The 24,002-nt window shown below is 70.9% G+C and carries 26 protein-coding genes and 2 tRNA genes; 16 read left to right on the top strand and 12 right to left on the bottom strand.

Annotation, left to right across the window (positions count from 1 at the left end):
* Window positions 1-14: 14 nt before the first annotated feature.
* A complete protein-coding gene (locus tag DJ017_RS08035; RefSeq protein ID WP_227000068.1) occupies window positions 15-1,070 on the top strand; it encodes a tetratricopeptide repeat protein in 1,056 nt (351 codons plus the stop codon).
* On the opposite strand, the gene DJ017_RS08030 is transcribed toward DJ017_RS08035, so the two are convergent.
* Complete coding sequence (locus tag DJ017_RS08030; RefSeq protein ID WP_227000067.1) at window positions 1,067-2,659, bottom strand: sensor histidine kinase; 1,593 nt, start codon at window positions 2,657-2,659, stop codon at window positions 1,067-1,069. The genes DJ017_RS08035 and DJ017_RS08030 overlap by 4 nt on opposite strands.
* 309 nt (window positions 2,660-2,968) lie before the next feature.
* On the opposite strand from DJ017_RS08030, the gene DJ017_RS08025 reads away from it, so the two are divergent.
* The gene (locus DJ017_RS08025) at window positions 2,969-3,664 is read left to right on the top strand and encodes a sensor histidine kinase (RefSeq protein WP_227000066.1); all 696 of its coding nucleotides are present in this window, start codon (window positions 2,969-2,971) and stop codon (window positions 3,662-3,664) included.
* Window positions 3,665-3,721: 57 nt separating this feature from the next.
* A complete protein-coding gene (locus DJ017_RS08020) occupies window positions 3,722-4,147 on the top strand; it encodes a SufE family protein (protein WP_111528222.1) in 426 nt (141 codons plus the stop codon).
* Here the strand turns inward: DJ017_RS08020 and mopJ are convergent.
* The 3 genes from mopJ to DJ017_RS08005 all read right to left on the bottom strand — a co-directional run bounded on the left by mopJ (window position 4,144) and on the right by DJ017_RS08005 (window position 6,372).
* Entirely contained in the window at window positions 4,144-4,626 is a 483-nt protein-coding gene (mopJ, locus tag DJ017_RS08015; RefSeq protein ID WP_111528221.1) for a motility/cell cycle regulatory protein MopJ, read from the bottom strand. The two genes, DJ017_RS08020 and mopJ, sit on opposite strands and share 4 nt — an antisense overlap.
* A gap of 176 nt (window positions 4,627-4,802) precedes the next feature.
* On the bottom strand, window positions 4,803-5,222 hold the full coding sequence (locus DJ017_RS08010; RefSeq protein WP_111528220.1) for a MucR family transcriptional regulator: 420 nt from the start codon (window positions 5,220-5,222) through the stop codon (window positions 4,803-4,805).
* 268 nt (window positions 5,223-5,490) lie between these two features.
* Window positions 5,491-6,372 (bottom strand): crotonase/enoyl-CoA hydratase family protein, encoded by an 882-nt coding sequence (locus DJ017_RS08005; RefSeq protein ID WP_111528219.1) that lies wholly within the window; start codon window positions 6,370-6,372, stop codon window positions 5,491-5,493.
* 135 nt (window positions 6,373-6,507) lie between these two features.
* Here DJ017_RS08005 and DJ017_RS08000 point away from each other — a divergent pair, with 135 nt between their 5' ends.
* A complete protein-coding gene (locus tag DJ017_RS08000; RefSeq protein ID WP_111528218.1) occupies window positions 6,508-8,046 on the top strand; it encodes an acyl-CoA synthetase in 1,539 nt (512 codons plus the stop codon).
* 73 nt (window positions 8,047-8,119) lie between these two features.
* On the top strand, window positions 8,120-8,569 hold the full coding sequence (locus DJ017_RS07995; RefSeq protein ID WP_111528217.1) for a MaoC family dehydratase: 450 nt from the start codon (window positions 8,120-8,122) through the stop codon (window positions 8,567-8,569).
* Window positions 8,570-8,640: 71 nt separating this feature from the next.
* On the opposite strand, the gene DJ017_RS07990 is transcribed toward DJ017_RS07995, so the two are convergent.
* Window positions 8,641-9,468, bottom strand: coding sequence for a trypsin-like serine peptidase (locus DJ017_RS07990; protein WP_111528216.1), 828 nt, complete (start codon window positions 9,466-9,468; stop codon window positions 8,641-8,643).
* A gap of 187 nt (window positions 9,469-9,655) precedes the next feature.
* On the opposite strand from DJ017_RS07990, the gene DJ017_RS07985 reads away from it, so the two are divergent.
* The 4 genes from DJ017_RS07985 (at window position 9,656) to DJ017_RS07970 (ending at window position 13,163) form a co-directional block, all read left to right on the top strand.
* A complete protein-coding gene (locus DJ017_RS07985; protein ID WP_111528215.1) occupies window positions 9,656-11,740 on the top strand; it encodes a S9 family peptidase in 2,085 nt (694 codons plus the stop codon).
* On the top strand, window positions 11,737-12,273 hold the full coding sequence (locus tag DJ017_RS07980) for a GNAT family N-acetyltransferase (RefSeq protein ID WP_111528214.1): 537 nt from the start codon (window positions 11,737-11,739) through the stop codon (window positions 12,271-12,273). Before DJ017_RS07985 ends, DJ017_RS07980 begins: the two co-directional genes overlap by 4 nt.
* A 119-nt stretch (window positions 12,274-12,392) precedes the next feature.
* Window positions 12,393-12,686: a hypothetical protein gene (locus DJ017_RS20615; protein WP_193539993.1), complete on the top strand. Its 294-nt coding sequence runs from the start codon at window positions 12,393-12,395 to the stop codon at window positions 12,684-12,686.
* Window positions 12,687-12,881: 195 nt separating this feature from the next.
* Window positions 12,882-13,163, top strand: coding sequence for a hypothetical protein (locus DJ017_RS07970; protein ID WP_111528213.1), 282 nt, complete (start codon window positions 12,882-12,884; stop codon window positions 13,161-13,163).
* A gap of 13 nt (window positions 13,164-13,176) precedes the next feature.
* Here the strand turns inward: DJ017_RS07970 and DJ017_RS07965 are convergent, their stop codons facing one another.
* From DJ017_RS07965 to DJ017_RS07950, 4 genes are all read right to left on the bottom strand, one after another.
* Window positions 13,177-13,686 carry an SRPBCC family protein gene (locus DJ017_RS07965; protein ID WP_193539992.1) on the bottom strand — a complete coding sequence of 170 codons (510 nt, stop codon included), beginning with the start codon at window positions 13,684-13,686 and terminating at the stop codon, window positions 13,177-13,179.
* Window positions 13,687-13,781: 95 nt separating this feature from the next.
* Window positions 13,782-14,546, bottom strand: a complete 765-nt coding sequence (locus tag DJ017_RS07960; protein WP_111528212.1) for an SDR family NAD(P)-dependent oxidoreductase — start codon at window positions 14,544-14,546, stop codon at window positions 13,782-13,784.
* Window positions 14,547-14,586: 40 nt separating this feature from the next.
* Complete coding sequence (locus DJ017_RS07955) at window positions 14,587-15,363, bottom strand: DUF1365 domain-containing protein (protein ID WP_111528211.1); 777 nt, start codon at window positions 15,361-15,363, stop codon at window positions 14,587-14,589.
* Window positions 15,360-16,703 (bottom strand): NAD(P)/FAD-dependent oxidoreductase, encoded by a 1,344-nt coding sequence (locus tag DJ017_RS07950; protein WP_111528210.1) that lies wholly within the window; start codon window positions 16,701-16,703, stop codon window positions 15,360-15,362. Before DJ017_RS07950 ends, DJ017_RS07955 begins: the two co-directional genes overlap by 4 nt.
* 182 nt (window positions 16,704-16,885) lie before the next feature.
* Here DJ017_RS07950 and DJ017_RS07945 point away from each other — a divergent pair, with 182 nt between their 5' ends.
* From DJ017_RS07945 to DJ017_RS07935, 3 genes are read left to right on the top strand one after another with little or no spacing between them, the layout of a single operon-like run.
* Window positions 16,886-17,485: a sigma-70 family RNA polymerase sigma factor gene (locus tag DJ017_RS07945; protein WP_111528209.1), complete on the top strand. Its 600-nt coding sequence runs from the start codon at window positions 16,886-16,888 to the stop codon at window positions 17,483-17,485.
* Window positions 17,482-18,150 carry a cadmium/peroxide/UV radiation responsive anti-sigma factor ChrR gene (gene chrR, locus DJ017_RS07940; RefSeq protein WP_111528208.1) on the top strand — a complete coding sequence of 223 codons (669 nt, stop codon included), beginning with the start codon at window positions 17,482-17,484 and terminating at the stop codon, window positions 18,148-18,150. Before DJ017_RS07945 ends, chrR begins: the two co-directional genes overlap by 4 nt.
* Window positions 18,147-18,956, top strand: a complete 810-nt coding sequence (locus tag DJ017_RS07935; protein ID WP_227000065.1) for a DUF1295 domain-containing protein — start codon at window positions 18,147-18,149, stop codon at window positions 18,954-18,956. The genes chrR and DJ017_RS07935 overlap by 4 nt, the downstream gene beginning before the upstream one ends.
* Here DJ017_RS07935 and DJ017_RS07930 read toward each other — a convergent pair.
* Window positions 18,945-19,352: a DUF2177 family protein gene (locus DJ017_RS07930; protein WP_111528207.1), complete on the bottom strand. Its 408-nt coding sequence runs from the start codon at window positions 19,350-19,352 to the stop codon at window positions 18,945-18,947. The genes DJ017_RS07935 and DJ017_RS07930 overlap by 12 nt on opposite strands.
* 136 nt (window positions 19,353-19,488) lie before the next feature.
* Here DJ017_RS07930 and DJ017_RS07925 point away from each other — a divergent pair, with 136 nt between their 5' ends.
* Window positions 19,489-19,923, top strand: a complete 435-nt coding sequence (locus DJ017_RS07925) for a hypothetical protein (protein WP_111528206.1) — start codon at window positions 19,489-19,491, stop codon at window positions 19,921-19,923.
* A gap of 91 nt (window positions 19,924-20,014) precedes the next feature.
* Here the strand turns inward: DJ017_RS07925 and DJ017_RS07920 are convergent.
* Window positions 20,015-20,088: transfer RNA gene (locus DJ017_RS07920), tRNA-Gln, on the bottom strand.
* Window positions 20,089-20,224: 136 nt separating this feature from the next.
* Between DJ017_RS07920 and DJ017_RS07915 the strand changes: the two genes are divergently transcribed.
* The 3 genes from DJ017_RS07915 to DJ017_RS07905 all read left to right on the top strand — a co-directional run bounded on the left by DJ017_RS07915 (window position 20,225) and on the right by DJ017_RS07905 (window position 23,255).
* Window positions 20,225-20,301, top strand: a tRNA-Pro gene (locus DJ017_RS07915).
* A gap of 136 nt (window positions 20,302-20,437) precedes the next feature.
* A complete protein-coding gene (gene sppA, locus DJ017_RS07910) occupies window positions 20,438-22,216 on the top strand; it encodes a signal peptide peptidase SppA (protein ID WP_111528205.1) in 1,779 nt (592 codons plus the stop codon).
* Window positions 22,217-22,232: 16 nt separating this feature from the next.
* Complete coding sequence (locus DJ017_RS07905) at window positions 22,233-23,255, top strand: hypothetical protein (protein WP_111528204.1); 1,023 nt, start codon at window positions 22,233-22,235, stop codon at window positions 23,253-23,255.
* Window positions 23,256-23,271: 16 nt separating this feature from the next.
* On the opposite strand, the gene DJ017_RS07900 is transcribed toward DJ017_RS07905, so the two are convergent.
* Window positions 23,272-23,940 carry a Fe2+-dependent dioxygenase gene (locus tag DJ017_RS07900; protein WP_111528203.1) on the bottom strand — a complete coding sequence of 223 codons (669 nt, stop codon included), beginning with the start codon at window positions 23,938-23,940 and terminating at the stop codon, window positions 23,272-23,274.
* Window positions 23,941-24,002 lie beyond the last annotated feature (62 nt).

The raw sequence follows: 24,002 nt of genomic DNA, 5'->3' as shown, positions 1-24,002 counted from the left end.
GCGATGATCCGGCCGTGTCGAATCCCCCGCCCCCCAACGCCCGTCCGCTCACCAGCAAGGAAGTCTTCGACCGCGCCGTCGCAGCCGCCGACGCCGGTCGCCACGAGGAGGCGGAGCGCCTCCTGCGCATGGCCTTCAAGGCGGCCGGCGGACCCCAGATCCAGGTCACCCTCGGCATCACCCTCGACCTGATGGGGCGCTACGAGGAAGCCCGGGCGATCCTGCGCGGCGTCGCCGCCACCGCGGCGGACGAGCCCCGGCTGGGCCTGCCGCTCGCCCTCAACCTGCTGCGCTCGGGCGACTACGCGGAGGGCTGGCGATTCTACGAGGGCCGCGACATCCAGATGACCCGCCACGTCAGCGGCAAGCCCAAGCTGAGCTTCCCCGAGTGGCAGGGCGAGCCGGTCCGCTCGCTGGTCGTGCTGCCCGAACAGGGCTTCGGCGACGAGATCATGTTCAATCGCTACGTCCCGCTGCTGAAGGCCCGCGGGATCGAGGTGACCCTGCTCTGCCGGCCGAACATGCCCCGCCTCTTCGCCCTCCTCGGCGTGCGCCTCGTGCCGCTGGGCCCGAGCGTCGAGGTGCCGCGCGCCGACGCCTGGGTGCTGGCCGCCTCCCTGCCGCACCGGCTCGGAACCGAGCCCGACACCGTGCCCGACGCCGTCTACCTGCCGGGCGGGGCGCCGCGCGCCGGCCTCGGCGTGATGGCCGTGGGCAGCGCCGCGCCCGACCCGCGCCGGGTCCTGCCGCCGCAGCTCGCCGAGCGCCTGCTCGCCCTCCCCGGGGCGGTGAACCTCGATCCGCAGGTCACGGGGGCGCAGGACTTCGAAGACACGCGCCAGCTCATCGAGCCGCTGGCCCTGGTGATCAGCGTCGACACCGCCATCGCCCACCTGGCCGGCGCCATGGGCAAGCCCTGCTGGACGCTCCTGCCCTTCGTGCCGGACTGGCGCTGGGGCCTCGGCGAGCGCTCGCCCTGGTATCCGCAGATGCGGCTCTTCCGGCAGCGCGATGCGGATGACTGGAGCGAGGTGGTGGCCCGCGTCGAGCAGGCCTTCGCCGCCGCCTAGCGCGCCGAGGCCTCGGCCGGCGCGACCACCGGCTCGGGGCAGACCACCGGCATGCGCACGGTCACCGTCGTGCCCTCGCCCACCGTGCTCTCCAGGCCCATTTCCCCGCCGTGCAGCCGTGCGAACGCACGGACGAGCGACAGGCCAAGGCCCGAGCCCGCGGCCCGCTGGGTGGCGTCGCCGGCCTGCTCGAACGGATTGCCGAGCCGCTCCAGGTCGTCCGGCGGAATGCCGACGCCGGTGTCGGAGACGATGATCTCGAGCGTGTCGTCCACCGCCTGCACGGTCAGGGTCACCGAACCGCCGCGGGGAGTGAACTTCAGGGCGTTGGACACCAGGTTGAGGGCGATCTGCTTGATCGCCCGGCGGTCGGCCTCGACGTCCAGGGGCTCCGACGGCAGCACCCCGCGCAGCTGCACGCCCGCGCGCTCGGCCTGGCCGCGCATCAGGCGGATCACCGCGCTCACCGCCTCGCGGGCGTCGAACTCCTCGCGCGCCAGCTCGAAGCGCTCCGCCTCGATCTTCGACATGTCGAGCACGTCATTGATCAGCTCCAGGAGGTGCGCCCCGGCGTCGTGGATCAGGTCGGCGTACTCGGCGTAGCGGTCGCTCATCGGGCCGAACAGCCGCTGCCGCATGATGTCGGAGAAGCCCATGATGGCGTTGAGCGGCGTGCGCAGCTCGTGGCTCATGTTGGCCAGGAAGCGGCTCTTGCCGGCGTTCTGCGCCTCGGCCGAGGTCCTGGCCTGCTCCAGCTCGGTCTCGCGGGCCTTCTGGGCGCGCGCATCGCGCATCGCCGCCGCCAGCCGGATCGAGCTCATCCGGCGCAGCGTCAGCACGCTCCAGCCGTTGGGGTCGTAGATCGGGGTGAAGGCGATCTCCGCCGAGCCCTCGGCCGTCGCCCGCTGCAGCGCGTCCTCCACCTGCGGCCGCTCGTCGGGGGCCACCAGGTCACTGAAATTGCGGTCGAGCAGGTCCTGCACCCCGACGCCCAGCGGCGCCTGGCCATAGGCCTCCAGGATCCGGCCGCCGGGATAGAGGGTCATCAGCAGCTGCGGCTGGTGGGCGAGCACCTCGCGCAGGCCGAGCTCGATGTCGTCTCGTTCGCGCTCGCGCCGGCGCACCGCCGCGTGCAGGGCCACCAGCCCGGCGCCGAGGCCGAGCACGGCGGTGGCGATTCCCGTGACCCCCAGCCAGGGCGCGAGGGCGGGGCTCGCCACGGGCAGCGGCAGCAGCAGGCTGCCGAGCGCCGAGACGCCGGCGGCGGCCACCGCCGCGGCGGCGCCGAGCGGCAGCAGGGCGGGTCGGCGGAAGGCGGCCGTCGCGGCCAGCGGCGCCAGGCACCAGACCGCCAGTGGCCCGCTGGCGCCGCCGGTCATCTGGCAGGCCGCCGCCCCGGCCAGGGCCCAGAGCACGATCGCCACGCCCAGGGCGCCGGTCGAGCCGGTCGCGGCCAGGATCGCTCCGAACACCGCCGCGGCCCAGCCCATAGCCAGCGCCGCCAGCTCTACGCCGGGCGCGAGGCCGCCGAGGGTCAAGAGGGCCGCCGCCGCGCCGGAGACCACCAGCGCCCAGGCGAGATGCCACACGACCGCGAACCGGCGCTCGCGCGCCCGCGCCCGTCTGGCTCCCCTCGAACGTCGGCTGGATCCGGCCAGGATCACACCTCCCACTCCGTCCGCAGCGGTTGCGAACGGCTTGAGCTTAGCGGTCCGCGCGAGTCCGGTTAAGGCGGCTCGCCTCCGGCGCGACCTGCGCATCACCTTGCCCGCCTCAGCGGAAACAAATTCGTAAGCGCGTCGCGGAAAGATGCGTCCGTTCGAACGTAGAGGCCCGCGCCCTTCAAGATGCGCCCAGCGGCTGATCCGACTCCCGCTCCGCGCGCGTCCAAGGACGCGGTGGAAGCGCAGAAACGCTCCTTCCTGCGGATGGTGAGCCACGAACTGCGCACGCCGCTCAACTCCATCCTGGGCTTCTCCGAGATCCTGGCCGGCGAACTCTACGGGCCTCTGGGCGCCCCCCAGTACAAGGAATACGCCGAAATCATCCGCGAGAGCGGGCACAAGCTGTTGAAACTTGTGAATCAGGTGTTGGAGATCGCTCGTCTGGAGGGGAACGCGGTCGAATGGGACCTGCGGCCCGAACCTGTGGGCGCCGCCGTCGAGGAAGCCCTGACGGGCCTCTCCCGCGAAGTCGACGAACACGGGACGAAGGTGGTGCTCGCCGGCGGCGAGACCGCCCTGCCGCAGGTGGTGGCCGACGCCCGCGGGCTGCGCAACGCGCTCTCCGCCCTGATCCACAATGCGATCGTCTTTTCCCCGCAGGGGTCGGAGGTGCGCATCGCCGCGCGCCAGGCCGGCCGATGGGTGGACATCGAGATCGCCAACCCTTTCCCCAACGCCGATCCGGACGACCTCGCCCGCCTCCTCAAGCCCTTCGAGCAGGGGGAGAGCGCCCTGACCCGCGCCGCCGAGGGGGCCGGGCTCGGCCTGCCGATCTGCGCCCTCACCTGCCAGGCCATGGGCGGCCGGCTGACCCTCGCGGCCGAGCGCGGCCAGAGGATCACCGCCACGGTCCGCCTGCCGGCGGCGTGACCCCAACGGCCGCCATGCGGCTTGCGCCGGCGCGACGCGGTCCTTAAGTCGCCGCCGATGAGCGCGATCGACAGCGAGCTGGCGGACATCGCCGAAGAATTCGACCTCCTGGGCGACTGGGAGGAGCGCTATCGCTACGTGATCGAGCTCGGCAAGGAGCTGGCCCCGCTTTCCGACGCCGAGCGCTCGGACCTCAACAAGGTGCGCGGCTGCGCCAGCCAGGTCTGGCTCGTCACCGAGCCGCAGGGGGACGGCGGCCTGCGGTTCCGCGGCGATTCCGACGCCCATATCGTGCGCGGCCTGATCGCCCTCGTCCTGCGCCTCTACTCGGGCCGCCACCCGGCCGACATCCTGGCCTTCGACGCCAAGGCGGCCTTCGAGCGCCTCGGCCTCACCGGCGCGCTCTCCTCCCAGCGGTCGAATGGACTGGCCTCGATGGTCGCCCGCATCCGCCGGGACGCGGAGTTGGCGGCGGCGGCCTAGGCGGCGCGGACGCCCGTCGTCACCTGGCCGAGGCCGATGACGGCGTCATAGCCGAGGATCATGTCGACATCGGTCCCGTTCGAGGCGAGCGGCAGCCGCAGCCACAGGATCGACAGGTGCGAGGCGCCGCGCCAGGCGAGGTTGTGCACGCCCACGGAAGGCTTGCCCTCGGCGACCTGCGAAAGCTCGGAGCGCCAGTAATCGGCCGCCGAGCTGTTGTAGATCTCCGCAAGGCGCCGGCCGGTGATCTCGCGGCCATAGACGTCGTAGAGGGCGGTGCCCGCCAGGCGGACGCGGAAGTCGAGCGGCTCGCGCAGCACGTCGATGAGGCTGACGGTGGGCAGCAGGCGCTTGATGTCGCCGGGAGACAGGTCGCGACGGCCGGGCAGCATCGCGCCCTTCCGGCGCGAGGCCCAATAGGCGAACAGCTCCTCGTGCGCACGCGCCGCCGCCGCCGGGGCGCCGATCTGCGCCGCCATCTCCAAAGTCCCCCACAACTGCTTGGATTCGCAGCGAATCAACTATCGCCTGATGCGCGAATCGGCGGCAAGCGAAATTGGGTTAACGCCGGCGGAATTCCGTCCTTGCGGCGGGCCGGCGCAAACGAAAACGCCCGCCTTTCGGCGGGCGTGCTCAGTCTAGAATGTCGGCCGGTTCAGCGCTTCTTGCGCGCCGCCTGGCGGCCGCCTTGGCCCAGGCCCATCTGCTTGGCCAGGTCCGAACGCGCCTTGGCGTAGTTCGGGGCGACCATCGGATAGTCCTTCGGCAGGCTCCACTTCGCCCGGTACTCCTCAGGGCTCATGTTGTACTTGGTGCGCAGGTGCCGCTTCAGCGACTTGAACTTGCGGCCGTCCTCGAGGCAGACGAGGTAATCGGGGGTGATCGAGCGGCGGATCGGCACGGCCGGCTCCTTCGGAGCGGCCTCGGCGGTCTCGGAGCCGGACGAGATGCCGGCGAGCGCGCGATGGACGCTCTGGATCAGGCTCGGCAGGTCGGCCGCCGCAACGGTATTGTTTCCCACGTAGGCGGAAACAATGTCCGCGGTCATCTCGATGACTTCCGACTTCTCGTCCATTCTTGTCATTCCACAGGCGACGCGCCGAATGAGGCCGCTGAATCGATCAATCTGATCAGTAGCGGCGTCCTTATCTGGTCGTGATGGCAAGCACAAGCGCTGGTTTAAACAAAATGCCGGTCTCCCGGCCGGGCTAAACCAATTGAACCGGGTTTTTGAAATCGTACCGGTGCTTTGAGACGAGTAAGCGTGCGAGACTCTACCTACAGGCAATTGATGCTCGCACGCTCGTCCGCGGCGTCAGCCCCCGCTCACGAGGGCTCTCGACCTAGCTGAAGGTCGGCGCTTTCCAATGCGGCCAGATGTCCGGCAGGTCCTTGGAGACCGTGTCCGGATAGTTCGGCGGCCGCTTTTCGAGGAACGAGGTCACGCCCTCGCGCGCGTCGCCGGATTTGCCGCGCGCCTGGATGCCGCGGCTGTCGGCCTGGTGGGCCTCCATCGGATGGGACGCGCCGGCCATGCGCCAGATCAGCTGGCGGGTGATGGCCACCGACACCGGGGCGGTGTTGTCGGCGATCTCGCGGGCGATCGCCTTGGCCGCCGGCAGCAGGTCGTCGGGCTCGTGGATCGAGCGGACGAGGCCGCGCTCGTGCGCCTCCTGGGCCGGGAAGATGCGGCCCGTGTAGCACCACTCGAGCGCCGTCTGGACGCCGACCAGGTGCGGCAGGAACCAGGACGAGGCCGCTTCCGGATTGAGGCCGCGGCGGGCGAACACGAAGCCGTAGCGCGCCTGGGTCGAGGCCAGCCGGATGTCCATGGCGAGCTGCATGGTGACGCCGACGCCGACGGCCGGGCCGTTGCAGGCGCTGATGATCGGCTTGAGGCTGTCGAAGATGCGCAGGGTCAGCAGGCCGCCGCCGTCGCGCTGCACCCCGTCGCGCACCCGCGCCTCGCGATCCTCTTCGCTGCGCTTGTCGTAGTCGAACGTCGAGCCGCCGGCCGACAGGTCCGCGCCGGCGCAGAAGGCGCGCCCGGCGCCGGTGACGATCACGCAGCGCACCTTGTCGTCGGCGTCGGTCTCGTCCAGCACCGCGATCAGGTCCTTCATCATCTGGGTGTTGAAGGCGTTCAGCTTGTCGGGCCGGTTCAGGGTGACGGTGGCGATGCCGTCCTCCACCGAATACAGGATGGTCTCGAAGTCGCGCGCCATGATTTCGTCTCGCTGTCGATGATGAAGATGGCGCATTCCGGTCGCCTTGACGGACGGTAGGTCAAGGCCCGCAATAGCGCTGAACAAAGATAAGTTACGCCGCGTCCGCCCGGACGCCGCCAGGGAGTTGACCACATGCATCCGGCGACCCACGCCAGGACCCATCCGGACCGCGCCGCCTACATCATGGCCGGCACGGGCGAGACCGTGACCTATGCCGACCTCGAGGCCCGCTCGAACCAGGGCGCGCACCTGTTCCGCTCGCTCGGCCTGAAGGCCGGCGACGTCATCGCCATCCTGCTCGACAACCATCCGCGCTACTTCGAGGTCGCCTGGGCGGCCCAGCGCGCCGGGCTCTACTACACCTGCATCTCATCCAAGCTTCAGGCGGCCGAGATCGAGTACATCATGGGCGACTGCGAGGCGAAGGTGCTGATCACCTCGACCGGCGTCGGCGCCGTGGTCGACGAACTGCCCGCCCTGCTCAAGGGCATCAAGCTCTACATGGTCGGCGAGACCCGCGCGCCCTACGAGAGCTTCGAGGCGGCCCGCGCGGCCTTCCCCACCACCCCGATCGCCGACGAGACCGCCGGCTCAGACATGCTCTATTCCTCCGGCACCACCGGCCGCCCCAAGGGCATCAAGCCGGCGCTCACCGGCGGGGCCATCGACGAGCCGAACGCGCTGTCGATGCTGGCCAACCAGGTGTTCGGCTTCAAGCCGGACTGCATCTACCTGTCGCCGGCGCCGCTCTATCACGCCGCGCCGCTGCGCTGGTGCATGGGCGTCCACCGCCTCGGCGGCACCGTCGTGGTGATGGAGAAGTTCGACCCGGAGACCGCGCTCGGCCTGATCGAGAAGTACAAGATCGACTGCGGCCAGTTCGTGCCCACCCACTTCGTGCGCATGCTGAAGCTGCCGGAAGAGGTGCGGGCGAAGTACGACGTCTCGTCGATGAAGTCGGCGGTCCACGCCGCCGCCCCCTGCCCGATCCCGGTCAAGGAGCAGATGATCGCCTGGTGGGGCCCGGTGATCCACGAATACTACGCCGGCTCCGAGGGCAACGGCTTCTGCTACATCTCCAGCCAGGAGTGGCTGAACCACAAGGGCTCGGTCGGCCGCGGCCTGACCGCCGAGGTGAAGATCTGCGGCGAGGACGGCGAGCCCCTGCCGCCGCGCAGCGAGGGCCTCGTCTACTTCTCCGGCGGCGCGCCGCTCGCCTACCACAACGATCCCGGCAAGGTCGCCGAGAACACCAACAAGTACGGCTGGACGACGCTGGGCGACGTGGGCTGGGTCGACGAGGAGGGCTACCTCTACCTCACCGACCGCAAGAGCTTCATGATCATCTCGGGCGGCGTGAACATCTATCCGCAGGAGATCGAGAACCTGCTCGTCACCCATCCGAAGGTGGCCGACGCCGCCGTCGTCGGCGCCCCCGACGAGGAGATGGGCGAGAAGGTCGTGGCCGTCATCCAGCCGATGGACTGGAACGCCGACCACGACTCCCTGCGCACCGAGCTGATGGGCTACATCCGCGCCAACCTCAGCCACGTGAAGACGCCGCGCATGATGGACTTCATGCAGGAGCTGCCGCGCCATCCGACCGGCAAGCTCTACAAGCGCCTGATCCGCGACGCCTACTGGGGCAAGGAAGGCTCGCGCATCGTCTGAGCCTCACCTTGCGGGCGGCTTCGCCCGTGTTAGAGGTCTCGCCTCGAAATTGGGAACGCTAAGGGAGCGATCGATGAACCCCGTGGAATTCAAGGACCTGCCCGGTCTCGTGGGCCAGGAAGTCGGCGTGTCCGACTGGCTGCTGATCGACCAGGACCGCGTGAACAAGTTCGCCGACGCCACCGGTGACCACCAGTGGATCCACGTCGACGTCGAGCGCGCGACGAAGGAAATGGGCGGCCCGATCGCCCACGGCTACCTGACCCTGTCGCTGATCCCCTTCCTCGGGGCCGGCATGCTGCCGATCAAGGGCGTGACCCGCGGCATCAACTACGGCTCGGACAAGGTGCGCTTCATCAACATGGTCCGCGTCGGCAAGCGCGTGCGCATGCGCCAGAAGCTGATCGGCGCGGAGCCCAAGGCCGGGGGCATGCAGCTGCGCAACGAGTGCACCATCGAGATCGAGGGCGAGGCCAAGCCCGCCTGCATCGCCGAGACCATCTCCGTCGTCTACGGCGGCTGATCCCCGCAGGACTGAAGACCAGAGAGCCCCGTCGGCGCGCCGACGGGGCTTTCGTTTGCCCACTCGCCTGATTAGTCCCCGCGGGCGGCCTCTTCGGCGCTGGCCGCCTTGGCCCCGACCACCGGCGCCTCGGCCACCACCGTCACCGGCGCCTTGGGATCGTCGAGCCTGTCCAGCGTCTCGCGGATGAACTTGGCGTGGGTGACGATGCCGATCTCCAGCCGCTCGTTGTTCAGCTCCACCTGCTGCGTCAGCAGCCCCGCGATGAACTCCGGCTCCTGGCTCTGGTTGGCCGTGCTCGAGCGCCGGTCCTGCTCGGTCATGAACACCGGCCCGCCCGAGTTGCCGGGGAACACCGAGAAGTCGAGCAGGAAGGTCGGGAAGATCTTGGCCGGCGCCACCGGATAGGAGGCCACCCGGCCCGAGCGCAGGATCGGGAAGCCCGCCTGGTTGGCCGCCAGCCCGCGCGGGAAGCCCAGGGCCATCATCTCGTCGCCGGCCTCCACCTTGTACTGGGTGAAGGTGTCGTCGGCCGCCAGATAGTTCTTCGGGATCGCCGCGCGGGCGAACTCCGGCGGCGCGGTGATAGTGATCGCCGCCACGTCGCGCGAGGGATGGTGGGTCCAAAGCTCGTGGCCGCCGGCGTCGCGGATCTTCAACGGCTGGGGCGAATAGCTCCAGCTGCCGTCGGCATTGGCGATGCGGTAGCCGATCCGCGCCGTGCCGCCCGGCATGCCGGCCAGCACGTGGTTGGCGGTGACCAGCACCGTCCGCGGCTTGCCGTCCGGACCCGGATCGGAAATCAGGAACCCCGTGCCCACGGTGCGCGTGCCGTCGCCGAGCGGCTGCTCGAGCTGGACGGTGGCGTGCATCAGGTCGACGGCGAGATCGATCGCCATGCTCTTCCCCGATCAGGTGCGCCCGTCCGACTCTTCTGCGTCTTGATCCGGGCGCGGTCTCGATGTGGGAGGATTTGGCCAGAGTCCCCGGTGCGCGCCAAGGTGACAGCATGTCGTGCGCCCGAATGACGCGTACAAACCTCTTGGGGAGCTTGAGCGGGCCTGGCCGGCGGCGCATTTAGCCGGGATGAGCCGTCCCCAACCGCCCCGCGCCGCCAAGATTCCTCACCGCGTCGAACAGCTCGGCCGCAGCCGGACCGACGACTACGCCTGGATGAAGGACGACAACTGGCAGCAGGTGCTGCGCGACCCCAAGGCCCTGCGCCCCGACGTCCGCGCGCACCTCGAAGCGGAGAACGCCTACACCGCCGCCATGCTCGCCTCGACCGAGGCGCTGCAGGCGAGGATGTTCGAGGAGATGAAGGCCCGTATCAGGGAGGACGACGCCTCCGTCCCGGTCCCGGACGGCCCGTGGGAATACTATTCCCGCTACGAGAAGGGCGCACAGCAGCCGATCCATGCGCGTCGTCCGCGCGGTCGCGACGACGGCGAGGAGGTGCTGCTCGACGAGGAGGCCCTGGCCAGGGGCAAGGCCTATTTCCACGTCGGCGCCGCCAGCCACAGCCCCGACCACGCGCTCTACGCCTTCGCGGCGGACGAGCAGGGCTCGGAGTACTACACGATCCGGGTCATGGACCTCGCGACCGGGGCGGAGATCGGCAGCCCGATCGAGAGCGCCTACGGCGACTTCGTCTTCTCGCCCAACAGCCAGTGGATCTTCTGGATCTGGCGGGACGAGAACGCCCGCCCGGCCAAGGTCTTCCGCCGCCCGTCCCGCGGCGGCGAGGACGAACTGGTCTACGAGGAGCACGACGACGGCATGTTCCTCGGCGTCGCGGTCGCCTCCGACGACAGCCACATCCTGATCCACGTGGGCAACCAGGAGACCACCGAGCTGTGGCTGATCCCCGGCGGCCATCCCACCGCCGTGCCGGTGGTGGCCGAGCCGCGCCGGGTCGGGGTGAAGTACGAGCTCGACCATTGGGGCGACCGCTGGGTGATCCGCACCAACGACGACGGCGCGGTCGACTTCAAGCTCTGCGTCTCAGACGTCGCGGTCCCGTCGAAGACGACCTGGCGCGACTGGATCGCCCACCAGCCCGGCCGCTACATCACCGGCTTCGCCCCCTACGCCCAGCATCTGGTCCGGGCCGAGCGCGTCGACGCCCTCGACCGGCTGGTGGTCACCACCCGCGGCGGCGAGGAGCACGTCATCGCCTTCGACGAGGAGGCCTACGCCCTCTCCCTCGAGCACGGCTACGAGTACGTCACCACGACGACGCGCTTCGTCTACCAGTCGCCTACCACGCCCCGGCAGTGGTTCGACTACGACATGGCCAGCCGCGCGCGGACCCTGCGCAAGACCCAGGAGATCCCCTCCGGCCATGATCCCGCACGCTACGTGGCGCGCAGGATCGCGGCCCGCGCCGCCGACGGCGAGACCGTGCCGATCACCCTCTTGATGCTGAAGGACGCCCCGCGCGACGGCTCCGCACCGGTCATGCTGTACGGCTACGGCTCCTACGGCCACGCCATGGAGCCCAGCTTCTCGATCCGCAACCTATCCCTCGTGGACCGCGGCTGGATCTGGGCCGTCGCCCACATACGCGGCGGCTCGGACAAGGGCTGGGGCTGGTTCCTCGACGGCCGCAAGGACAAGAAGCCCAACACCTTCACGGACTTCATCGCCTGCGCCGAACACCTGATCGCCGAGGGCTACGCCAGCAAGGGCAGGATCGCGGCCTACGGCGGCTCGGCGGGCGGCATGCTGATGGGCGCGGTCGCCAACCTCAGGCCCGACCTCTGGGGCGCGATCATCGCCGCCGTGCCCTTCGTCGACGTGCTCAACACCATGAGCGACACCTCCCTGCCGCTCACCCCGCCGGAATGGCCGGAGTGGGGCAATCCGCTGGAGGACGCCGCCGCCTACGACCGCATCGCCGGCTACAGCCCCTACGACTGCGTCAGCGCCCAGGCCTATCCGCCGGTGCTGGCCACCGGCGGCCTCTCCGATCCGCGCGTCACCTACTGGGAGCCGGCCAAGTGGGTGGCCAAACTGCGCGATTTCACGACGGGCGAAGCCCCGATCCTGCTCAAGATCAACATGGAGGCCGGCCACGGGGGGGCGTCCGGGCGGTTCGACTTCCTCAAGGAGATCGCCCTCGACTACGCTTTCGCGGTCTGGGCTTTGGACGGAGGCTGGCGCGCATGATCGTTCGGGGGGCGACACTGGCCGACGCGGAGGCCTTGGCGGGCATCTACGGCCACCACGTGCTGCACGGCTTCGGCACCTTCGAGGAGGAGCCGCCCTCTGCCGACGAGATGGGCCGGCGCATCTCCGCCGTGCTCGAGCGGGGCCTGCCCTACCTGGTCGCGGAGGACGAGGGCCGGGTGCTGGGCTTCGCCTACGCCAGCGCCTTCCGCCCGCGCGCCGCCTACCGCTACACCGTGGAGGACAGCGTCTACATCGCCCCCGACGCCATGGGCCGGGGAGTCGGCCGCCTGGTGCTCTCCAAGGTGCTCGAAGCCTGCGAAAGCCTGGGCGTGCGACAGGTGGTGGCGGTGATCGGCGACAGCGGCAACGCCGGCTCGATTGGCCTGCACACCGCGCTTGGCTTCACCCACTCCGGGGTCGGCAGGAGCCTGGGCTTCAAGCACGGCCGCTGGGTCGACATCGTCTGGATGCAGAAGGCGCTCAACGGCGGTGACGCCTCGGCGCCCACGGGCCCCGGCATCCGCCTCTGATCTGCGCAACGCGCCACGCCCGCCTGGGGCGCATCGCCAGCGCGGCTATACCGGGGGTTTCTCGGTTTTCGTAGCTGGGGTATCCAGCCTCCACGTACTCATTGGGGGTAACAGTCAAAATGTTTGGTATCGTTCTCGCCGCCGCGGTGCTGTTCGCCGACGTCACGCCGACCGCCGCCGAGGCTCCTGCTGCGGCGGCTCCGGCCGCGCCTCCGGCCGCGCCCGCCAAGGCCGCCGGCATGACCGTCGACAAGAAGAGCAACGACTACATCTGCCACAGCGAAGAAGTGCTCGGCACGCACTTCAAGCAGAAGGTCTGCCGCAGCCGCAGCCAGGCCGAGGACGACAAGTCCGAGAGCCGTCAGGCGCTGCAGCGCATCCAGGGTCTGTCGCAGATTCCGCGCGGCAACTGATCCGGCGCCCTGCCGGCGGAGCGACGTCGGCAGGGCCGCCTGGAGCCCCGTCCAGTCAGCACACCTCGACGAGCGTCACGGGCCCACGTCATGGGCGCACGTCATGGGCGCATGCGGCGGAGGATAATACCGCAGGTTCTCTTTTGGCGAATTGCGGGTATTCAATAAGCCACACAGCTAACCGGGGTATCAGAGATGATCGCCATCGCTCTCGCCGCCACCGTGATGTTCGCCGACGCGCCCGCCACGGCGCCGGCCCCCACCGTCCAGCCCGTCTCGGCGCCCGCTTCCACCGGCACGGGCATGCTCGTCGACAAGAAGAGCAACGACTTCGTCTGCAAGAACGAGCCGGTGCTCGGCTCGCGCTTGACCAAGAAGGTCTGCCGCAGCCGCTCCCAGGCCGAGGACGAGAAGTCCGAGAGCCGCGAGACGCTCAGCCAGATCCAACGCCTGTCGAGCGTGCCGAAGGCCTACTGAGCCGGCGTCCCGCTCAGGCGATGCCGTTCTCGAGCTGCGCGCGATAGGCGTCGCGGGCGGCCTTGAACGTCTCGAACGGGAACTTGATCGGCACGCCCTCCAGGGCGGCGGCCAGCATCTCCAGATGCGCCTCCCAGCCGGCGCAGGCCCGGCCCGGGTCCTCGGTCTCCGGCACGCGCAGGGTCAGGGTCAGCTCGGTGCCGCCCTCCACCGGCTCGAGGCTCCAGCGGATGGGCCGTTGCGGCTCGCCCGGACCGCTCCAGGAATACTCCAGCACCCGGCCCGGTTCGTAGGCGGTCACCCGGCTGTCGATGACCGTGCCGGAGTCCACGAAGTCCAGCCGCGCTGCGCCGCCGACCTGCGGCTCGATCTCGCCCGGCGCCAGCCATTGCGGCAGCCGCGCCGTCTCGGTGAGCAGGGCCCAGACCGTGGCCGGCGGGTGATCGAGGCTGCGCGCCATCACCGCCTGGATCTCACCGCCCTGGCGCGAGAAGATCGCACCCTCGTCCGCCGTTCCGCTCATCGCCCGCTCCTGAATCTCCAACGGGCCGCAGAATGCGGCCGCCGGGGCCGCTCGCCGTTGATCCGCGTCAATGCCGCCCGGTCGCAGCGCCCCGCTCAGAGAGTCTGGCCGTCGTCGATCGTGATCAGGCTGCCGGTGATGAACCGCGCCGAGGGGCCCGCCAGCATCATCAGGGCCTCGTCGAGGGCGTCCTCTTCCATCAGCCGCCGCCGCGGGAAGCCGGCGATCTGCTTGGCCCCGCCCTCGGTGCCGAACCAGTCGGCGTTGATCTCGGTCTCGATGTACCCCGGGCAGATGGCGTTGACGGCGATCTGGCGCCTCGCCCACTCGCGCGCCAGGCTCTTGGTCAGGGCCGCCACCGCCGCCTTGGAGGCGCAGTAGGTCGAGAGCCCCGGCAGGACTTCGAACGCCGCGATCGAGGCGATGTTGATGATCCGCGCCCGGCCCTCGGCCGCCACGCCGGAATCGATCATCCGCCGCGCCGCCTCGCGCGCCCCGAAATAGACCGCCCGCACATTGACGTTGAAGGTCTGGTCCCAGACCTCGACCGGCAGGTCCAGCGCCATGCCGTCGCCGCCGACGCCGGCGTTGCTCACCAGGATCGAGATGGGACCGAGCGCCGCCTGCGCCGCGTCCAGGGCCGGGCCGATGGCGTCCACGTCGGCCACGTCCAGGGCGAAGGCCTGAGCCTTGCCGCCCTTAGCGCGGATCGCCGCGACCTCCGCCTCCAGCCGGTCGGTGCGCCGGGCCATCAGCGCCACCGCCGCGCCCGCGTCGGAGAGGATGTGCGCGAAGCGCCGCCCAAGGCCGCTCGATGCGCCCGTCACCACCGCCACCTGGCCCTCAAGCGTCCTGGTCATGCTGTCCCCGCACATTGAATCCGCGCCCCAAACGCAGACCTCACCCAGCGCGAGTCAACGGCTCCTCGCCGTGCGGCCGCGGCCGGCGCGTCAGGCGCACGCCCTTGAGCCAGAGCCTCAGCGCCTCCCAGTGGATGGCGGCGACGACCTTCAGGGTGAGCAGTGGCATCGACAGCGCCGCCCTGGCCAGGGCGGCGTCGCTGAGTGGCCGGCGCTCGCCGCGCATGTGGGCGTGGATCAGCACGCCCTCGCCGTCGAGCCCGTCGATGCTGAGCGCCATGCGCTCGCCCGGGGCCTGGCCGCGGAACAGGTACTCCATGTCCATGCCCATGAACGGCGACACGTAGAGCGTCTTGGCCGCCCGCTGGCGCACCTGGCCCGCCGCCTGGTCCTGCGGCGCCACCGGGATCACATAGGCCCGCCGCTCGCGGAAGGTGCTGGTGACCTCGTAGATCATCGCCGCCAGGGCCCCGTCGGGCCGGTGGCAGAAGTAGAGGCTGATCGGGTTGAACACATAGCCCAGCACGCGCGGCATGGTCAGGAGCCGGATCGGGCCGCCGCCGATCTGGATGCCGGACGTCGCCAGATGCGCCTCGGCCTGGGCGCGCAGCGGCGCGCCGCTGCCGTCGCCATGGTCGCGGTCGTGCAGCGAGATCAGGTTGAAGCGGTTGTGGGAGAACAGCCGCCGGCGGGCGGCAAGGCCGTCCACCTCGTCGAGGTCCAGCAGCAGCCAGAAGACGCGATAGCGCAGCCGGTGCTCGCGCGGCCGCAGCCGGCGGTGGCCGACCTCGCCGAGATAGAGCGCCGAGCCGCTCACGACACCAGGTCCTGCGCCGCCCGCAGGGGCTCGGCCAGGCCGATGCGTCCGTTCTCGTCGGCGACCCGCCAGGGACGACGCACGCCGCCGAGCTGCTCGGCGACCGCCAGGCCCGCCTGCAGGCCGTCCTCGTGGAACCCGGCGCCGAAATGGGCGCCGCAGAACCACACCCCGCCCTGCCCCTGCAGGCTCCACAGCCGTTGCTGGGCCTTCAGCGCCGCCGGGTCATAGATCGGATGCTCGTAGACCTCGCTCCGCAGCAGCGTCCCGGCCGCCGGCGGCCTCGGCGGATTGAGGGTGACGAAGAGATCGCGGCCCGCCAGGCCCTGCAGCCGGTTCATCCAGTAGGTCACGCACAGGCCGTCCTCGACGCCCATGTAGTTCCAGCTCGCCCAGGCGCGCCGCCGCCGCGGCATCAGCCCGGCGTCGGTGTGCAGCACCGCCAGGTTCCGGCTGTAGCGGAAGGCGCCCAGCACCTCCCGCTCCGCGGCGCTCGGCTGGGCCAGCATGGCGAGCGCCTGGTCGGCGTGGGTCCCGATCACCACCTGGTCGAAGCGGCGCTCGCCGCCCTGCCCGTCGTGCACGATGACCCCGCCCGGCCCGCGGCCCACCGCCGTGACCGGACAATCCAGCCGCACCTCGGCCGTCAGGGCGCGGGCCAGCGCCTCCACATAGGCGCGGCTGCCGCCCTGGACCGTGCGCCAGACCGGCCGCCCGCTCAGGCGCAGGAGCCCGTGGTTGTGGCAGAAGCGGATGAAGGCCTGCGCCGGGAAATCCGCCAGGGTCTGGGCCGGCGACGACCAGATCGCCGCCGCCAGCGGCAGCAGGTGGTCCTCGCTGAGGGCCGCCCCGAACTTCCCGCGCGCCAGATAGTCGGCCAGCGTCATCTCCGGGTCGCCCAGCGCCTGCAGGTCGCCCGGCGCCTGGCGATAGAAGCGCAGGATCTCGGCCAGCATCCGCCAGAACCGCGGACGCAGGAGGTTGCGTTTCTGGGCGAACAGGCCCGGCGCGGCGTACTCGAAGCGGCCCTCGTCGCGCGACACGGCGAACGACATGTCGGTGGCCCGGCTCTCCACGCCCAGGTGGTCGAACAGGGCGACAAGGTTCGGGTAGGTCACGTCGTTGAAGACGATGAAGCCGGTGTCGACCGCCACCTCGCCGGCTTCGCCGCGCACGCTCACCGTATTGGCGTGCCCGCCCAGGCGCGGCTCACTCTCGTAGAGCGTCACGACGTGGCGCTTCGACAGCAGCCAGGCGCAGGCCAGCGCGCTGATCCCCGAGCCCACCACCGCGACCTCGAGCGGGCGGGCGGACGCGGACGGGTCTGCGAAGGGATTCATGGGAACCTCGGGGCGGGCCCGCCGGCATGGCGAGCTCCCCCAATACGTGGCCAGCGGCGCGGCGGATGAGATCGATCCGAATTTGCCGCCGCGCCGTAGTAGGGTGGATGAATGTGCAAACGCCGCCCGCGCCGTCTGCCGACTCGCGCCCGAAACCGCGTTCGGACTCGCGCGCCTCGTCCATGAGCCAGGACGCGCTGTACGATCGCCTCATCGAAGCCGTCGCCCAGCACCGCGACCGGCAGGCCTTCGCGCAGCTCTTCGCCCACTTCGCGCCCCGCCTGAAGACCTGGCTGATGAAGTCCGGCGCCTCGGCCCAGGCGGCCGAGGACTTCGCCCAGGACGCCATGCTCACGGTCTGGCGCAAGGCCGACCTGTTCGACGCCAGCCGGGCGGGGGCGGCGGCCTGGATCTTCGCCATCGCCCGCAACCGCCGCCTCGACCTGCTGCGGCGCGAGGCGCGCACCCCGCCCTTGCCCGAGCTCGACCCCTGCGCGCCCGAGAGCGAGCAGCCGGACGCCCTGCTGGCCAGCGCCCAGGCCGCCGCCCGCCTGCGCGGCGCGCTCGGTCGCCTGCAGCCGGATCAGGCCGAGGTCCTGCGCCTCGCCTTCATGCTCGAGCACCCGCACAGCGAGGTCGCCCGACGGCTGGGCCTGCCGCTCGGGACCGTGAAGTCCCGGATCCGCACCGGCCTCCTGCGCCTTCGCCAGATGCTGGAAGCCGCGCCTGAAGCGAGCCCTGACGCGACCCCAGAAGCCGATCATGACGGAGGCGCCTCATGACCCCTGTCCAGACGAGCCTCGCCCCCACCCTCGCCGGCCACGGCCCGTCGGCCGAGCGCCTCTTGGCCTACGCCACCGGAACCCTCAGCCCGCCGGAGGCGGTGGTGGTCGCCACACACCTGGCCCTTCGCCCGCAGGCCGACGGCCTCGTCCGCGGCCTGATGAGCGTCGGCGGCGAGGTGCTGGAGAGCCTGGCGCCCACCGCCATGGCCGCCGACGCGCTCGACGTCGCCCTGGCCCGGGTCGAGGCCGACAGCGGCGAGGCCGCCGCCCCGCCGCCGCTCAACGACATGCCCGAGCTGCCCGGGCCTCTGCGCCGTTACCCGCTCGGCCGCTGGCGCTGGATGGGGCCAGGGGTGCGGGTGCGCGACGTCGGCGCGCCGCGCGACGGCGCCTGCCGGGTGATCCTGCTGAAGATCGATCCGGGCCGCTCGACCCCGCTGCACACCCACGGCGGCGTCGAGCTGACCTGTGTCCTCTCCGGCGCCTACGCCACCGAGACCGCCCGCTTCGACGTCGGCGATCTCGAGGAGGCCGACGGCGAGGTGCTGCACCAGCCGCGCGTCGTCTCCCACGAGCCCTGCCTGTGCGTCGCCGCGCTCGACGGCCAGCTCCTCCTGCCCGGCGTCCTCGGACGCCTGATGCAGCCGTTCATCCGCCTTTGACCGCCCTGCTGCCGGCCTGGCTCGGCGCCGCGTTCTGGATGGCCGCGGTGATGGCGCTCGCCTGGGCGATCCAGCGCCGCACCGGCCAGGGCGGCTGGGCCGACGCCCTGTGGACCTTCGGCCTCGGCGCAGCCGGCGTCGGCGTCGCGCTCCTGCCACCCCACGCGGCGCCCACCGCCCGCCAGGTCCTCGTCGGCGCCCTCATCGGCCTCTGGAGCCTTCGCCTGGGCGCGCACCTCGCCGTCCGCGCCGCCCGCGGCGGCGCCGACGCCCGCTACGAGCACCTGCGGGCAACCTGGGGCGACCAGGCGGACGCGCGCATGTTCGGGTTCCTGATGCTCCAGGCCGCGGCCGGCGCCGTCCTCGCCCTCAGCATCCTGCTGGCCGCCCGCCGTCCAGCGCCGGGGCTCGATCTTCAGGACGCGCTGGCCGCCCTCCTGCTGGCCGGATCCCTGGCCGGCGAGGCGGTCGCCGACCGGCAGCTCGCCGCGTTCAAAGCCGATCCCGGCCACGGGCCGATCTGCCAGCGCGGCCTCTGGGCCTGGTCGCGGCATCCCAACTATTTCTTCGAGTGGCTGGGCTGGTGCGCCTGGCCGCTGTTCGCCATCGAACTGTCGGGCGGCTGGCCCTGGGGCTGGCTGGCCCTCAGCGGTCCGGCCTACATGCTCTGGCTGCTGACCCGGGTGTCGGGCGTGCCGCCGCTCGAGGACCACATGCGCCGCACCCGGCCCGCGGCGTTCGCGCGCTATGCGGCGCGCACCAGCGTCTTCATCCCCCGGCCCCCGCGGCGGGGCTCAGCCGACTAGCCGGATCACCTTCGAGGCGGCCAGGGTGGCGAGGCTCGCGCTCGCCGCGCTCACCACGACGCCCCAGGCCATGTCGACGATGGTCAGGGTCAGGCTCCAGGTCCGCAGGGTGGCGTAGTTGGTCAGGTCGTAGGTGGCGTAGGCGAAGAAGCCGAAGAGGCCGCCCCACACCAGGGCCGTCCGCCAGCCCTCGCCCAGGCCGGGACGCACGGCGAACAGCGCCAGGCCCGCGGCGTAGACCACGTAGAAGACGATCGCCGGCGCGGCCCGGAACCGCTCGGCCAGCACTCCGCCGATCAGCGGCCGGTAGAGGCGCTCGCCCATGGCCCCCAGCCAGAGGGTGTCGATGACGGCGAAGATGACCAGGGTCAGTCCGTAGGCGATGGCGAGGGGCATGCGGATCTCCTTCGCCCCTCCTACGACGCAGCCGCCGCGGCGGATCACGCGCCCGCCGCGAGTGGTCCGGGCGAATGTCAGAAAGCTGGACTGGCGCGGCCGAATCCCAGCTACCTGCCAAAGGGGGGGACATCGCATGAAGACATCGTTCCGCAGCCTCGCCGCCTCGGCCGCCGTGCTGCTCGCCCTGGCCCCCACCGGACCCGCTTTGGCGCAAGCGCAGGTAACCGCGCAAGCGCCCCAACGATTCGAGCTGCCGTGCTACGACACGTCCGGCAGGCCGATCGAGGCTCTGGTCATCGATTTCGCCGCCGGCGTCGGGTTTCCCACACCGACGGGTTCTGCCCAGTTCGCGCAACCGATCAGGGGGACAGCATTGGAGATCGTGATCCCGGTGCGCACCCCTCAGGCGAACTACGATCTGGTCCTCTACCGGCTCCAGGGCGCGCTCAGCCGGTGGACCCCGAGCGGCGAACCAGTCGCCGGCCTCGGCAATTGTGCGATGACCGAGCCGTTCGTGTGGGCCTGGAAGAACGCGGTGCGGCGCGGAAGAGGCGAATCGTTCCCCTGAGCAGCGGCGCGCCGAGCCGGCGCAGAGCCCAGGCTCCCGGCGATCAGTTCTGAGGGAAGGTCCCGGCGTCCTTTGACGCCCGGGAGGGCCGTGGCTGGGGAACTAGGACTCGAACCTAGAATAACGGTACCAAAAACCGCTGTGTTACCATTACACCATTCCCCAGCAGGAACGGCGACGAAGGCGGCGAACCGGCCTCCGCGGAGGCGCCGATGTAGCGCAGGCAATACGCCGATGCAACGGGCGCTTTTGGCGCGCTTGCAGCGATGAAAACCGTCCCCTATAAGGCGCCCTCCCAAGTCGGAGTGTAGCTCAGTCTGGTAGAGCACCGTGTTCGGGACGCGGGGGTCGCAGGTTCAAATCCTGCCACTCCGACCATCTTCCCCGCGACGATCCAAAAGCCCGTTCCCCGCCGGGGGCGACGACCCACCTTCCCGCGCAACTCAGAGTGTGCGAGAGGCGATTGCGTGAGCGCACGATTCCTCCGGGCGCGGACGGACGCCGGATTCAACGGATGAAGCAGTTCCTGATCACGGCCGCGGGCGTCTTCGCGGGCCTCATGATCTTCGTGATCGGTGTCCCCTTCGTGCTGATCGCCATGGCCGCCAACGCCGCCGGTCCCGGCCCTCTGCCGGCCCGGGCGGTGATCGAGCTCGACCTGCGCGATCCGCTCACCGACCAGTCGCCCCAGAGCCCCTTCGCCGGCATCGGCCGCCGCTCGCAGTCGGTGATGTCCATCGTCGAGGGCCTGCGCCGCGCCGAGACCGAGGACCATGTGAAGGGCCTCCTGGTGCGCCTGCCGGAGGACGGGCTCGAGCCCGGCATGGCCGACGAGCTGCGCCAGGCGATTCGACACTTCCGCGCCTCCGGCAAGCCGGTGATCGCCTTCAGCCAGGGCCTCTATCCGGCCGGAGCCGTGATCTCGACCTACGAGGTGGGCGCCGCCTCGGGCGATTTCTGGATGCAGCCCGGCGCCTCGTTCCAGGTCACCGGCCTTTCCAACGAGGACCTGTTCTTCAAGCGCCTGTTCGACAAGTACGCGGTCCACGCCGACTACGAGCAGCGCTACGAGTACAAGAACGCGGTCAACGGCTACCTCTATTCCGACTACACCCCCGCCCACCGCGAGGCGGAGCTCTCCTGGCTCGGCTCGGTCTACGCCACCAGCCTCTCGGCCGCCGCCGCCGACCGCAAGCTCGACCCGGCGGCGCTGCGCCGCTCCATCGAGGCGGGCCCCTATCTCGCCGAGGACGCCCAGCGCCTGGGCCTCATCGATCACCTCGGCCAGGAGCGCGAGGCCGAGCAGAACCTCCTGAAGCGCGCCGGCTCGGGCGCGGAGATGGTGGACTTCGACGACTTCGCGCGCGGCCGTCACGGCCACAGCCGCGGCGCCGGCGGCTCGATCGCGGTGATCGAGGCCGAGGGCCCGATCGTCACCGGCCGCGACGGGACCACCAATCCCCTGAGCCGCGGCTCGACCATCTATTCCGACGACGTGGCCGACGCCTTCTACCAGGCGGCCAAGGCCAAGGACGTGAAGGCGATCGTCTTCCGCCTCAACTCGCCGGGCGGCTCCGACACCGCCTCCGAGCAGATCCTCGACGGCGTGCGCGCGGCCAAGGCGGCCGGCAAGCCGGTGGTGGTCTCCATGGGCACCTACGGCGCCTCCGGCGGCTACTGGGTGGCCTCCGAGGCCTCGGCCATCGTCGCCCAGCCCTCCACCCTCACCGGCTCGATCGGCGTGTTCGGCGGCAAGTTCGCGGTCGGCGACGCCCTCGGCCGCTTCGGCGTCGACGTGCGCCAGCTCGGCGTCGGCGGGCCGTTCACCGGCGCCTTCGGCATGGGCCAGGAGTTCACCCCCCAGCAGCGCCAGGCGATCTCCACCTGGATGGACCGCATCTACGACAACTTCGTCGCGCGCGTCGCCAAGGGCCGCAAGCTGACGCCCGACCGCGTGCGCCAGATCGCCAAGGGCCACGTGTGGACCGGCGCCCAGGCCAAGGACCTCGGCCTCGTGGACGAGCTCGGCGGCTTCTACGACGCGGTCGCCAAGGCCCAGAGCCTGGCCGGCCTCTCCGGCGAACCGCGCATCAAGCGCATGACCCCGCAGGCCTCGCCGTTCGAAGCCTTCGAGAAGCTGTTCGGCGTCTCCGCCGCCTCGGCCCGCACCATGGCGGCCGCCGCCTGGGTGTTCGGCGATCCGCGCAGCCAGGCGATCCTCGACAACATGGCCGACGCGCGGCTGCGCGAGCGGGGCGCCGGCATGGTGCTCGCCCCCGACCGCCTGCGCTGATCCCGGCGAGGCGGCGATGGCGCAGCCGACCGATCCGCCCCCGGGATGGACCGCCGACCAGCTGCGGACCTCGCCCGAGCTCTTCCCGATCGAGGTCGACCTCGCGAACAACCGCGCCGCGTTCGTCCGCCTCTCGCGGGTGGACTACGAGCGGGCGAGCTTCCTCGACGGCCGCCTCCAGCTCCAGCCGGTCGCCACGCCCAGCCTCGACGCGCTGGCCAAGGCCGCCGAGGGCGCGCCCATCGCCTGCGACTGGATATTCCACATCGGCCACGTGGGCTCGACGCTGATCTCGCGCGTGCTCGGCACGCACCCGCAGGTCTTCTCCCTGCGCGAGCCGCAGGCGCTGCGCACCTTCGCCCAGAGTCCGGACACCGACGCCCGGCGCGCCGCCTTGCCGGTGTTCGCCGCCCTCTATTCGCGCACCTGGCTCGCGCCCCAGCGCGCCGTGATCAAGGCGACGAGCATTGTCAGCGACATCGCCGCCGAGCTGCTCGCCCTGTCGCCGGACAGCCGCGCGATCCTGCTGACCGTCGCGCCGGAGGTCTACATCCCGACCATCCTCGGCGGGCCCAATTCGGTGCTCGAGATGCGCGCCCAAGCGCCCGCGCGCCTTGCCCGCCTGCACGCCCACATCGGCGCCTCGCCCTGGCGGCTGGAAGAGCTCTCGGACGGCGAGATCGCCGCCATGAGCTGGAACTGCGAGATGGCCGGCCTCGTCCGCGCCGCCAGGGCCGCGCCGGACCGCACCGTCTGGCTCAACTTCGACCGCTTCCTGGCCGACCGCACGGCCGGGCTCGCGAGGGTCCTGCAGGCGCTGGACCGGGAGGCCGGCCCCGAGACGCTCGCCGCGCTCGCCGGCTCGGCCTACTTCGACCGCTATTCCAAGGCCCCCGAATACGCCTACGGCGCCCGGGTCCGGGACGAGGTGCTGGCCGAGGCCCGCCGCGCGGCCGGCGCAGAGATCGCCCGGGGCCTGGCCTGGCTGGAACGGGCCGCCGCCGACTGGCCGGCCGTGGCGCGCCTGCTGGCGGCCTGAGCCGCCGCCGCCCCGCCTACTTCGTCGCGCTCCACATGCGCCGCAGGTTGGTGCGCACGTGCTGCAGCCGGGTTCGGTTCTCCGGCGACATGTTGAACCCCTCCAGCGCCGCCACCTCGTCGAGGTCGTAGAGCAGCTCGCGCAGGGTGGAATCGACGATCTGGCTCTCGATGAAGGTGATCCCCACCAGCCGCTCGCCCCGGGTCACCGGCGTCACCTCGTGCAAGGTCGTCGACGGATAGACCACCGCATCGCCCGGCTTCAGCTTGAACTCGATCACCCGCGAGCCGAGGTGCACGGCCAGGGCGCCACCCTCGTAGGCCTCGGGCTCGTTCAGGAAAATGGTGCAGGACAGGTCCGAGCGGAGCTGCCGCTGGCCCACCGTCATCACCGCCGAGTCGGAGTGGACGCCGTACTTCATGCCCGGCTCGTAGCGGGCGAGCAGCGGCGGCGCCATCAGCGCCGGGAAGGCGTAGTTGCGGAACGCTTCGTTGCGCTGCAGGGCCGTGGCCATCATCCGGGAGGAGACCTGATAGCCCTCGTCGGCGTGGTCGACCTGCAGGTTGTCCTTCACCGTCGAGTGGGGCGAGGAGATCCGCCCGTCGACGAACTTGGCGCTCTGCGCGATGGACTTCAGCTGCGCCACCTCCTCGGCGGTGAGCACGTCCGGAATCTCTAGAAACATCTGACGCCGTTCCCTTGCGGCGCCAGGGGTAGCATCCGCCGTGGGACCCCACAACGCGCAGG

Origin of the sequence: Phenylobacterium soli (assembly GCF_003254475.1) — a bacterium.
Lineage (GTDB): Bacteria > Pseudomonadota > Alphaproteobacteria > Caulobacterales > Caulobacteraceae > Phenylobacterium > Phenylobacterium soli.
This window is presented reverse-complemented; position numbering and strand designations above follow the sequence as displayed.

Excerpts from the sequence above, each read along its gene's own strand:
- DJ017_RS08005 (WP_111528219.1), bottom strand. The coding sequence starts at position 6,372 with ATGGCGCGCGACTTCGAGACCATCCTGTATTCGGTGGAGGACGGCATC.
- DJ017_RS08020 (WP_111528222.1), top strand. The coding sequence starts at position 3,722 with ATGAGCGCGATCGACAGCGAGCTGGCGGACATCGCCGAAGAATTCGAC.
- DJ017_RS07930 (WP_111528207.1), bottom strand. The coding sequence starts at position 19,352 with ATGCCCCTCGCCATCGCCTACGGACTGACCCTGGTCATCTTCGCCGTC.
- DJ017_RS07985 (WP_111528215.1), top strand. The coding sequence starts at position 9,656 with ATGAGCCGTCCCCAACCGCCCCGCGCCGCCAAGATTCCTCACCGCGTC.
- DJ017_RS07980 (WP_111528214.1), top strand. The coding sequence starts at position 11,737 with ATGATCGTTCGGGGGGCGACACTGGCCGACGCGGAGGCCTTGGCGGGC.
- DJ017_RS07905 (WP_111528204.1), top strand. The coding sequence starts at position 22,233 with ATGGCGCAGCCGACCGATCCGCCCCCGGGATGGACCGCCGACCAGCTG.
- DJ017_RS08010 (WP_111528220.1), bottom strand. The coding sequence starts at position 5,222 with ATGGACGAGAAGTCGGAAGTCATCGAGATGACCGCGGACATTGTTTCC.
- DJ017_RS20615 (WP_193539993.1), top strand. The coding sequence starts at position 12,393 with ATGTTTGGTATCGTTCTCGCCGCCGCGGTGCTGTTCGCCGACGTCACG.
- chrR (WP_111528208.1), top strand. The coding sequence starts at position 17,482 with ATGACCCCTGTCCAGACGAGCCTCGCCCCCACCCTCGCCGGCCACGGC.
- DJ017_RS07925 (WP_111528206.1), top strand. The coding sequence starts at position 19,489 with ATGAAGACATCGTTCCGCAGCCTCGCCGCCTCGGCCGCCGTGCTGCTC.
- DJ017_RS07970 (WP_111528213.1), top strand. The coding sequence starts at position 12,882 with ATGATCGCCATCGCTCTCGCCGCCACCGTGATGTTCGCCGACGCGCCC.
- DJ017_RS07965 (WP_193539992.1), bottom strand. The coding sequence starts at position 13,686 with ATGAGCGGAACGGCGGACGAGGGTGCGATCTTCTCGCGCCAGGGCGGT.
- DJ017_RS07945 (WP_111528209.1), top strand. The coding sequence starts at position 16,886 with ATGAGCCAGGACGCGCTGTACGATCGCCTCATCGAAGCCGTCGCCCAG.
- DJ017_RS07900 (WP_111528203.1), bottom strand. The coding sequence starts at position 23,940 with ATGTTTCTAGAGATTCCGGACGTGCTCACCGCCGAGGAGGTGGCGCAG.
- DJ017_RS07990 (WP_111528216.1), bottom strand. The coding sequence starts at position 9,468 with ATGGCGATCGATCTCGCCGTCGACCTGATGCACGCCACCGTCCAGCTC.
- DJ017_RS07950 (WP_111528210.1), bottom strand. The coding sequence starts at position 16,703 with ATGAATCCCTTCGCAGACCCGTCCGCGTCCGCCCGCCCGCTCGAGGTC.
- DJ017_RS08000 (WP_111528218.1), top strand. The coding sequence starts at position 6,508 with ATGCATCCGGCGACCCACGCCAGGACCCATCCGGACCGCGCCGCCTAC.
- mopJ (WP_111528221.1), bottom strand. The coding sequence starts at position 4,626 with ATGGCGGCGCAGATCGGCGCCCCGGCGGCGGCGGCGCGTGCGCACGAG.
- sppA (WP_111528205.1), top strand. The coding sequence starts at position 20,438 with ATGAAGCAGTTCCTGATCACGGCCGCGGGCGTCTTCGCGGGCCTCATG.
- DJ017_RS07995 (WP_111528217.1), top strand. The coding sequence starts at position 8,120 with ATGAACCCCGTGGAATTCAAGGACCTGCCCGGTCTCGTGGGCCAGGAA.
- DJ017_RS07960 (WP_111528212.1), bottom strand. The coding sequence starts at position 14,546 with ATGACCAGGACGCTTGAGGGCCAGGTGGCGGTGGTGACGGGCGCATCG.